At 57.2% G+C, this 9,046-nt stretch carries 6 protein-coding genes and 3 pseudogenes; 3 read left to right on the top strand and 6 right to left on the bottom strand.

What is annotated here, in order from left to right; genetic code table 11:
* Positions 1–405, bottom strand: a 405-nt coding sequence (locus CFR71_RS14660) for a hypothetical protein (RefSeq protein ID WP_133251174.1), incomplete at its 3' end; no start/stop codon positions are given.
* Between the two features lie 549 nt (positions 406–954).
* On the opposite strand from CFR71_RS14660, the gene CFR71_RS14655 reads away from it, so the two are divergent.
* Positions 955–1,629, top strand: a complete 675-nt coding sequence (locus CFR71_RS14655; RefSeq protein ID WP_235450627.1) for a ParA family protein — start codon at positions 955–957, stop codon at positions 1,627–1,629.
* Complete coding sequence (locus tag CFR71_RS14650) at positions 1,626–2,324, top strand: hypothetical protein (protein WP_007400691.1); 699 nt, start codon at positions 1,626–1,628, stop codon at positions 2,322–2,324. Before CFR71_RS14655 ends, CFR71_RS14650 begins: the two co-directional genes overlap by 4 nt.
* A gap of 561 nt (positions 2,325–2,885) precedes the next feature.
* Here the strand turns inward: CFR71_RS14650 and CFR71_RS14645 are convergent.
* Together CFR71_RS14645 and CFR71_RS14640 are read right to left on the bottom strand one after the other, a co-directional pair.
* Positions 2,886–3,542: pseudogene (locus CFR71_RS14645) on the bottom strand (IS630 family transposase); the annotation flags it as partial.
* Positions 3,543–3,619: 77 nt separating this feature from the next.
* Entirely contained in the window at positions 3,620–4,558 is a 939-nt protein-coding gene (locus CFR71_RS14640) for a replication protein RepA (protein ID WP_087609072.1), read from the bottom strand.
* A 953-nt stretch (positions 4,559–5,511) separates the two neighbouring features.
* Between CFR71_RS14640 and CFR71_RS14635 the strand changes: the two are divergent.
* Positions 5,512–6,105 (top strand): annotated as a pseudogene (locus tag CFR71_RS14635) (alpha/beta fold hydrolase); the annotation flags it as partial.
* 105 nt (positions 6,106–6,210) lie between these two features.
* Here the strand turns inward: CFR71_RS14635 and CFR71_RS17215 are convergent.
* The 3 genes and pseudogenes from CFR71_RS17215 to CFR71_RS14620 all read right to left on the bottom strand — a co-directional run.
* Positions 6,211–6,591: pseudogene (locus tag CFR71_RS17215) on the bottom strand (phage integrase N-terminal SAM-like domain-containing protein); the annotation flags it as partial.
* 472 nt (positions 6,592–7,063) lie between these two features.
* Entirely contained in the window at positions 7,064–8,254 is a 1,191-nt protein-coding gene (locus CFR71_RS14625) for an IS91 family transposase (RefSeq protein ID WP_110532054.1), read from the bottom strand.
* Positions 8,255–8,273: 19 nt separating this feature from the next.
* Positions 8,274–8,759 carry a tyrosine-type recombinase/integrase gene (locus tag CFR71_RS14620; protein ID WP_239020438.1) on the bottom strand — a complete coding sequence of 162 codons (486 nt, stop codon included), beginning with the start codon at positions 8,757–8,759 and terminating at the stop codon, positions 8,274–8,276.
* Positions 8,760–9,046: the final 287 nt, after the last annotated feature.

The following is a 9,046-nucleotide window of genomic DNA, read 5'->3' as shown; positions in this document are numbered from 1 at the left end:
TTCAACGTCTGTTGTGGAGGCATGGATCGCCTCGCCAATCTCTTCCCAGCCTGGGCGGGGGCTATCGCTCCCGGATGGAAACAGGTTGTTCGCCAGTTCTCCAGCTCCAAAGCCGATGAAGCGTGACAGGACGATCTGTTCGGGGGACGAAGCGTTTCGGTCTGCTTCTTCGATCTCCTTGAGCAGCGCGATTGCCAGCGCGTTGTCACGGGCCCGCTGTTTCCAGGTGTCAGCGAGGCCTCGGTCGGCCACCATATGAAAGTCGATCTTGGGAAGGACCATCGCGGCCGGTGTGGCAGGCGGGACGGGGGACGTGCCGTCTTCGCCTTCAAGTTCGCCCCAGAAAAGGTCGTTCTGGGTATCTGCGAGAGCGGTTGTGCCGAAGAGGTTGAGCTGGAACGACATGGCCGTGCTCCGTACAAACGCCGGCACCCGGCGCTGCTTCTGCAGGCCGGGATGTTTCCGGGTCAGGTTTTCGGGATGTCAGGAACGGGCGTGCTAATCAGGTTGTGTCGCCTGATTACTCTTTCCTTCAGTTCTCATTGCAACCGGGTCGGGCAGTGCGGGGCAAGGGTGCCGCGTAGCGGCAGCACCGGACCCGCGCGCAGGCGACGCAGACGCCGAGCACGGGGAGGAGCTACCCCTTGCGGCGTGCTGGTCGATCTGGTGCAGTTTTGTCTTATTTAGACCTTTTTTTGGCCGTTCCTCTTCGGCAAACAATGGGCAATCGGCTCAAAGCTCTAGCGCTCCCGACCATAGGTAATCTAACTGTATCCCCAGACGATACGTCCTGCGCAAGCAACGCATCAAATCAACAGACAAAAGCGTTTTACGCGGTAAAAATTTTACGGCGTAAAAGATTTGGAACTCTTCTCTTGTATTCAGAAAGCTGTCCTGTAAAAACTCCTTCTATACGGTGGCGGTCCGCGGAACTCCTGCATCGATAAGGTCCCAATGACAAAACATCCCTCTCCATCAAAACAATCCATCGTGATGCTATCATCGCCAAAGGGTGGTGTTGGAAAATCGTCGTTATCTCGGAATATACTTGTTTTAGCTGCTCAATCTGGCAGACAAGTATTAGGACTGGATATGGATAAACAGGCAACTCTAGCCACATGGGCGGAACGCAGGGAACGCGTCCGTGCGAGTATTCCGGCCGTGTCCCATATTCCTGTACATCGCGCGTCCCTTGATGACTGGCGATCCACCCTGAAAATGGCGAGGCAATCCTCGGCCGATTTTATTGTCATCGACACGCCGCCCTCGATCGAAATCAACATGACAGCAATCTTGGGCTTGTGTGAAAGTTCTGATTTTGTTCTGGTTCCATGCCAGCAAAGCCAAGACGATTTAGACAGCGTGATACCGTGGATGCGCCATTTGAAACAGAGCGGTGCGAAAGCAGCGTTCATCATTAATCGGGCGAATATTCGAACTCGTTCCTACGCGACTATCCGCTCCAAATTGCTAAATGTCGGACCCGTGTGTCCCGTAGAAATCGCCCAAGCAGAGGAAATATCACTCGCAAATGGTAAAGGGTTAGGCGTCATGGATCTAAGTCGGCCCAAAAACGCGGAAGCGTTTGGCGCACTCTGGTCATACTTGCGACAGGAGTTGGACCTGTGAGCAAAGCCAATTCGACGCGCGGCATCTCGCTGCGAGCCTTGCAGGGCCTTGATGCTGACGAAATACAGCCATCTGATGCGCGTCCTAGCGAGCTACATGAACTCACCACCGTATCTTCTGAAACCCTGGAGACAATTGCATCAGTATTTTCCGGAACGGACCTTGCGAAGGACGAGGGCCGCATCCGGATCATTCTTGATACCCAGCGCGCCGTAACATCTGCGTGGGAAAAGGCTGCGCGTTCCTTTCTGGAAATCGGCCGAGCATTAAATACGCTAGAAAATGCACTTTTTTCGAGAGAAGAAAAAAACCGTCTTAAAGCCAGTTTCGAACGCTTTTTCCCTTTCTCCGAACCGGTGGCCTCCCAGTTGCGTCGGATCGCAAGCATGGTGGATAGTGGCCGAATTAGCGAGACGTTACTACCGGGTTCATATAGTGCAGCGTATCAGCTGACTTTACTGGGACCAGAGGAACTTGAAGCGGCGCGCGAGAAGGGCCTCGTCGGACCCAGCGCGTCTCGTTCTGCAATCATAGCATTCCGAAAGTCAATCAAGCGGCCTGCATCTCATGTTGATTTTGCCGCGCTCGTAACAGAGGCGCGGCGCCTTAGATCCACTAGGCGCCAAATGCTGGAACAGCTTGTTGCCATCCGAAAGCGCTTACGTGAAATCGATGAACTTATCGGTGACGAGTAAAAGTTCCGAGAGAGCATTAGGAGGCCAACCCCTGCATCTATTACGGGATCGGCAACGCGACCTTCTACACAAGACGATCGAAATACGGTGGGCTGGAGGTCTCGAAGCTTGAGGAGCAGCAAGTAGGAAACTCGTGAGACGCCCGGCATTACGGCATAATGCTCTGACCAAGGCGGTGTCCAAACGGGATTACTCGCAACGGCGGGGGCGGGCCTGTAGTCGCATCACCGTCGACCCGAGGACGTAGCGCTATGCGTCGTACCGTCCATGCGATACCGAGGTGCGCGGCCTACCGCGCCACCTTGCGGGCGAACGATGCCAGTTTCCCTATCAGGGTCGGCACATCTTTCTGGAATGCGAAGGAGTAATCCTGATCCACAAAAAGCTGTTCCGGTTGTATCGCAAGGAAGGGTTGTCGGTCCATTAGTGTGGTGTCCTGAAACAGGAAATGGGCACCTACTCGCCGACGCCGGTGCCCGACGGTCCTAATTAGCGCTGGACAACGGATGTCGCTTCCGCGTGCTGACCGTTGAGGACGACTACACGCGAGAGTGCCTAGTACTAGTCACCTGAATCTGAAGTTCGGCTCATTGTCTTATGACAAAAGCGCTTCACCGAGGCGAGGATCTGGTCGGCTGATTTGACCCACCGATACGACCGTGGGTTTTTGTTATGTGCATCGATAAAAGTTGTGATGTCGGCTTCGAGTGCAGTTGTTGACCGATGCACGCCGCGTTGGAATTGCTTGCGCGTCAGTTCGGCGAACCAGCGCTCTACCTGATTGATCCAGGAAGCCGAGGTGGGCGTGAAGTGAACATGCCAATGCGGGCGGCGGGCGAGCCACGTCTTGATCGTGGTCGTTTTATGTGTGGCGTAGTTATCCATCACGAGATGAACATCCCGGTCATCAGGGATCTCGGCGGCGATACGTTTCAGGAAATCGAGAAATTCCATGGTACGATGACGTTTGTAGCATTTGCCGATTACCGCACCTGTTGCGATGTCGAGGGCTGCAAACAGCGACGTCGTACCGTTCCGGAGATAGGTATGGGTACGTGGTTCCGGCACGCCCGGTACCATGGGCAGGACGGGCTGTTCGCGGTCTAGCGCCTGGATCTGGGATTTCTCGTCGACGCACAGCACGATCGCGCGGTTCGGTGGCGACATGTAAAGACCGACAATATCCCGAACCTTGTCGACAAATAGCGGGTCCGTCGACTGTTCGTCCGCAATTAGTCTACTGATTTGCCTCTATGCGACGCAGATGTTTTCATCGTCTACTTTGAGTGAGGACTTTAGCGGGACCTAGGAAACGTGACTACCGTGCGTTTTGGCTCAACAGGTGGAGGTGAGGGAACTAATGTCAGACCTACAGCACTCAGTTTGACTACCGCCTCTGGATATACTGCTAGCGCCAAGTTGAGTTGAGCGCAGAAGGTATCACGGAAATGGTCTAGGCGTTTTACGCCAGCGCCGAACTGGGCGTGAAGACCCTTCCAAGTGATTGGCGTGTCCTTCTGGAGGACATGCAGCCGATATGCAAGCCAGCAATATATGTCTAAAGCCATCGAGTGTTTACTGATCGCTCGAATTGCGGATTCCTGGATAGGAACAGGATGTCGACGAAGCTGATCGTAGAATGTTTCACTTAGCTTCGTCCGCGCTAAAAGCTGTCCCCCGCTAGAGTCCTCGCCATCTTCCGTAAACAGTGCCTTATCGACTATAAGTTGTTGGACTAATGCTGACTTTCCTGCTTGTTGGACCTCGAAAGTGAGACGACAGCGCGTGATGCGGAGTGCCTGCTCTCTTACGTCGGCTATCGTTTTGCCGCCAGGAGAGATGTTCATCTTCTTAAGCCAGTCGCGAAGCGACTTTCCGAGCTCAATTTCGCGACTCTGGGTTCTTAGAGCCTCGGTTTGCAGATATAGCAGTATAAGTCTGGCTCGACTTCCGTATGGGACACCAATCCATTGAAGTTCCCCATTCGGAAGCGTTCGTCGACCTGGTTCTACGAGAAGGGTAACTCTGTCGGTGCGAACTTGCCAAGGTGCAGAGTCGGGTTGTTTTTTATGTGGGAGCGGTGCTTGTGCCCAGCCGCTATACATGAAACCTAGTCCGGCATCTTCGTCCGTCAGATATGCGGCGGCCGCATCAACGACGCGGCGGTCCATGTCTAGCTGGAGTACATGCTGTCGACCATGCTCCTGAAGCAAGTCATGCACTTCCGCCATCATGGCTCCCCTAGGCATATGTATGTTGGCTCGATTCTGCGTCCATGATGCACGGATTTGTTCAGAATGTCTCTGAGGACTGTAGCGGGATCTAATACTAGTTAAAACTAATTGTATTCTAATATTAGTTTGTCCCGTTAGTGTCCTCGGGATAACTTATGCGAATCGTGCTTGCTCCGTAAGCACGTGTCGCTAGAGTCCTCAGTTTTTCCGCTACAGTCCTCAGTACCCTGTTGGTCACCTCGCAAAAGGGAGGTGTAGCGAATCGGTATCTCTGAGGGCATCAAGTTTCCCGTCAGAGTCCTCGATTTGCAGATAGCGCTAATTTGGCGCCCCGTCAAAGTCCTCAAAACTGAGAAATTTTCAGGTTAGGAGGCTTCTAACAGCCCGATTTTCCTTGATGTTCGGCGGATAAACCTGTTTTTGGCGCACAAAACCCCGCTAGAGTCCTCACTTCGAGGGCCGTTTTGCGATCTGTTTCGGCTCCAGATTTCTGGCATATCTCAGAAATTAACCTTGCGCGTCGCATGTTCCCGCCAGAGTCCTCAGTTTTTGCCTCTGAAAGAAACTCCATGAGGACTCTGGCGGGAATGTAGGCTGGAACAGGTGTTCAGAACTTTCACTTGGTCGGGTAGCGCGCTGAGATGCTGGCTCCGTCGATGTACGTTTTACGGTCTCTCGGGATAATGTCGTGGCGTGGGCTACGCCCGCCAAAGTCCTCATCTGGATGTTGTGGTTACACTGGGGGCTGACGTCTGTGATCACGCGTGACATAGCCCTGTCTATTTCCGCAGGCTCTGCGAATCGACCCTCTCGGATATCCCAACTGATCTACCCAGTGACGCCGTTGTGAGTCGCGGCAGGGAGATAATCAACAGGTCTTCATCAGGGGAAATACTGGTTTCCTGATATTCTGCTTTTTTGCTGTGTGCCACTGGACGAATGCAGGTGAAAGCATGACCGCAATCAGGAAATTCCCCGATTTATTGCCGGGCTTTAGCTGGCGGGATATCGAGGTGAATGGCGTGCGGATCCGCACGGCTACCGGCGGAAACGGACCGCCGCTGCTCATGCTGCATGGTCATCCGCAGATGCATCTGACCTGGCACAAGGTTGCGCCCGCACTGGCGAAACGATTTACCATCGTGGCCCCAGATCTGCGGGGATATGGCGATAGCGCCAAGCCTGAAGGTGGGGCGGATCACGCCAACTATTCCAAGCGGGCCATGGCGGCTGATCAGGTTGGCGTCATGCACCAGCTTGGATTTGAACGGTTCATGGTTGTCGGGCATGACCGGGGCGGACGGGTGGCGCACCGCATGGCGCTGGATGCGCCGCAGTCGGTGGAAAAACTGGTGCTGATCGATATCGCACCGACAGCAACGATGTATGCCCGGACCAATATGGAATTCGCCCGACGCTATTTCTGGTGGTTTTTTCTGATCCAGCCCGCCCCCTTGCCTGAAAGGCTGATCAGCGGGGATCCGGACTTTTTTCTCGAAAGCCACATTGCAGGACAGATCAAGATACCAGGATCGGTCGATCCGCGTGTCATGGCCGAATATCGTCGATGCTACGCCGACCCGGCAATGCGTCATGCAGCATGCGAAGACTACCGCGCTGCAGCAGGCATCGATCTGGTCCATGATGCGACTGAGGCATACGGTCGCGTTGAGCAACCGGGCAACTTCATCACGGCTCAGTACGACGGGCAGGTTGCGGGGCTGCGCCACCCGGACCAGCCTGCGTGCAAGGTCGGGGCGGTCGAGCGTCTGGGTGAAGAAAAACCGAAGCGCTGACACGATAGCATTCATGGTCGGTGTCGGCATGCCAGTCGCGTTCTGCGCAATCTGGAACTGGCGCACATCCTCGACTGTTGCCGTGTGGGGCGAGCGGCCCAGAAACGTGGCGAAACGGCCGACATCGCGAAGGTAATTGCGCTGCGTCTCCCGGGAGAACCGCCGCACCGCCATGTCATCAAGCAGGCGCTGGCGAAGGGGACTGATTGCAGCAATGCACAGGGATTCTGTCATCATCCGGCTCCTTCTGGTGGGAAGAAGCCAGAATGCTTGGCCCGATCAGGACAGTTCCAAATAAAACAGATCGCTCACGCCGTGGTGACAGACCTGCACACCGCGCCAATCCCGCGCAGCGGGTTCGTTCCACCTGAAGGGTTTCGGGCGCCGCGAGGCGTACGAAAGTCTGGGAAGACCGAACCCGCGACACCGGGACTCAGTTATGGGGAATTTGCAATTGGCGCCGCCCCAGGGGAGAGGCTGAGCCAGAGCCAGAGCCAGAGCCAGAGCCAGAGCCAGAGCCAGAGCATACAGGTGCGTTTGTGGAACTGGAACGGGTTTTTGTGACCGGATCTGCATGACGCGATGACAGAACTGGCAGTGTAGGCAGCGATTTTCCCGGGTTTTCCAGTGATGCGTACAGGAGATACGGTTTGCCGGGGCGGAACCACTCCGACATCGGGATCGGTCATGCTGTAATCTCTGCGGGCTGTCATGGTGATCCCCCGGTCGGATCAGTCGCCCGTGGTGGCCCTCGGGGCTGGCACCATCGGGGAAGGATCTGGATGACGACCATCGGACCACCACAGCATGGGCACGGCGGTGGCGTGGCCGGTTCGGCTTCCGGGACTTCTGGCGCTGGTGTGGATATGACCTTGAGCAGTTCCCGCACCCGGGCGAGGCTGGCCTTGCGGCTGGAACTGGCCAGCAGGCCATAATGGCGGATGCGATGAAATCCCCGTGGCAGGACATGCAGCATGAAGCGACGGATGAACTCATCCGTGGCGAGTGTCATGACCTGCTGCTGGTGGGCCGTGTCCCGCCGGTAGTCCTTGTAGCGGAACGTCACGCCGTTTTCGTTGAACGCCAGGAGGCGGCGGTTCGAGATGGCGACACGGTGGGTATAGCGTGACAGGTAGGCCAGTACCGCTTTGGGACCGGCAAAAGGTGGTTTGGCGTAGACGACCCAGCGCGTGCTGCGCACAGGAGCCAGATACCGCATAAAGGCACGGCGGTCTGCCAGAGGGGCAAGCTGCCCCCGGAAGACCAGCCGGTCGGCATCGAAAAGTGCGCGCAGCCGGGTCAGGAACAGGCGGCGGAACAGTTTGCCCAGCACGCGAACGGGCAGCAGGAAGGCAGGGCGTGACGAGATCCAGCGCCGGCCATCGGGCGAGAGACCGCCACCCGGCACGATCATGTGCACGTGGGGATGGTGGGTCAGCGCCGAACCCCAACTGTGCAGCACGGCGGTGATGCCGATGCGGGCACCCAGATGCCGGGGATCGGCGGCGATCGTCATCATCGTCTCCGAGGCGGCCTGGAACAGCAGGGCGTAGAGAACGGCCTTGTTCTGGAGCGCGATGTCGGCGATCCGCGCCGGCAGGGTGAAGACGACATGGAAATACCCGACCGGCAGCAGATCGGCCTCCCGCTCGGCCAGCCATGTCCGCGCGGCGTTCCCCTGACAGCGCGGACAATGACGGTTGCGGCAGCTGTTATAGGCGATCCGCCAGTGTCCACAGTCCCCGCAGGCCGCGACATGACCACCAAGGGCCGCGGTGCGACAGTGTTCGATCGCCGACATGACCTTGAGCTGCTGCAGGGGGAGACGGCCGGCATGGGCTGACCGCCAGGCAGGGCCGGCAGCCCGGAAGATGTCCCCCAGTTCGAGGGAGGCGGTCATGACCGCCCCCGCCCGGGGATCAGCCGTCGGGCCTCGCCTGCGTTGTCGCCAGCATGCCCAGCCTGTCGAGCGGACTGATGACGGCCCGCACGGTCCGTGTCGCAACTTTTGTATAAAGGGCCGTGGTCTCCAGACGGGAATGACCCAGCAGAACCTGGATCACGCGGACATCGACACCATCCTCAAGCAGGTGCGTGGCAAAGCTGTGCCGCAGGGTATGAGGCCCCACACGTCTGGTGATCGAAGCAGCCCGCGCGGCATCGACAACCACACGATGGAGTTGCCGTGTGCTGATGGGCCTCATGGTGTCCTGTCCGGGAAAAAGCCAGCCCCCGGAATGCATCACGCCCTGCTGGCGTCCGGCCTTCCACCACTCCCGCAGCAGGGGCAGAAGGTCTGCAGGAAGCATGGCGTTGCGATATCGTCCCCCTTTGCCCCGTTCGACCCTGAGCAGCATGCGCTCGCTGTCGATATCGCTGATCTTGAGAGCTGCGACCTCGGCCACCCGCAGGCCTGCCCCATAGGCGACCGACAGGGCGGCCTGATGCTTGATGCAGACAGGCGGATTGAGGTCCCATTACTGGCTCTGTGGGGTGCACGTGGCACCGTGGGCGCGCTATATGACGTTGTCGAGACATGGCGCGAAAAAGCCGTGGACGTGCGGGGATACGCGATCGACTGTGGTCATAGTCAGAGGTGGTCCCGTCCGTTCGGACAGTTTTGCGGGCTTGATAAGCTATACCCGGTTGTTGTTATGCCGCCCTTCTGACGGCGTTGCTGTTGGCCATCTGG

Origin of the sequence: Novacetimonas pomaceti, from assembly GCF_003207955.1 — a bacterium.
Classification (GTDB): Bacteria; Pseudomonadota; Alphaproteobacteria; order Acetobacterales; family Acetobacteraceae; genus Novacetimonas; species Novacetimonas pomaceti.
This window is presented reverse-complemented; position numbering and strand designations above follow the sequence as displayed.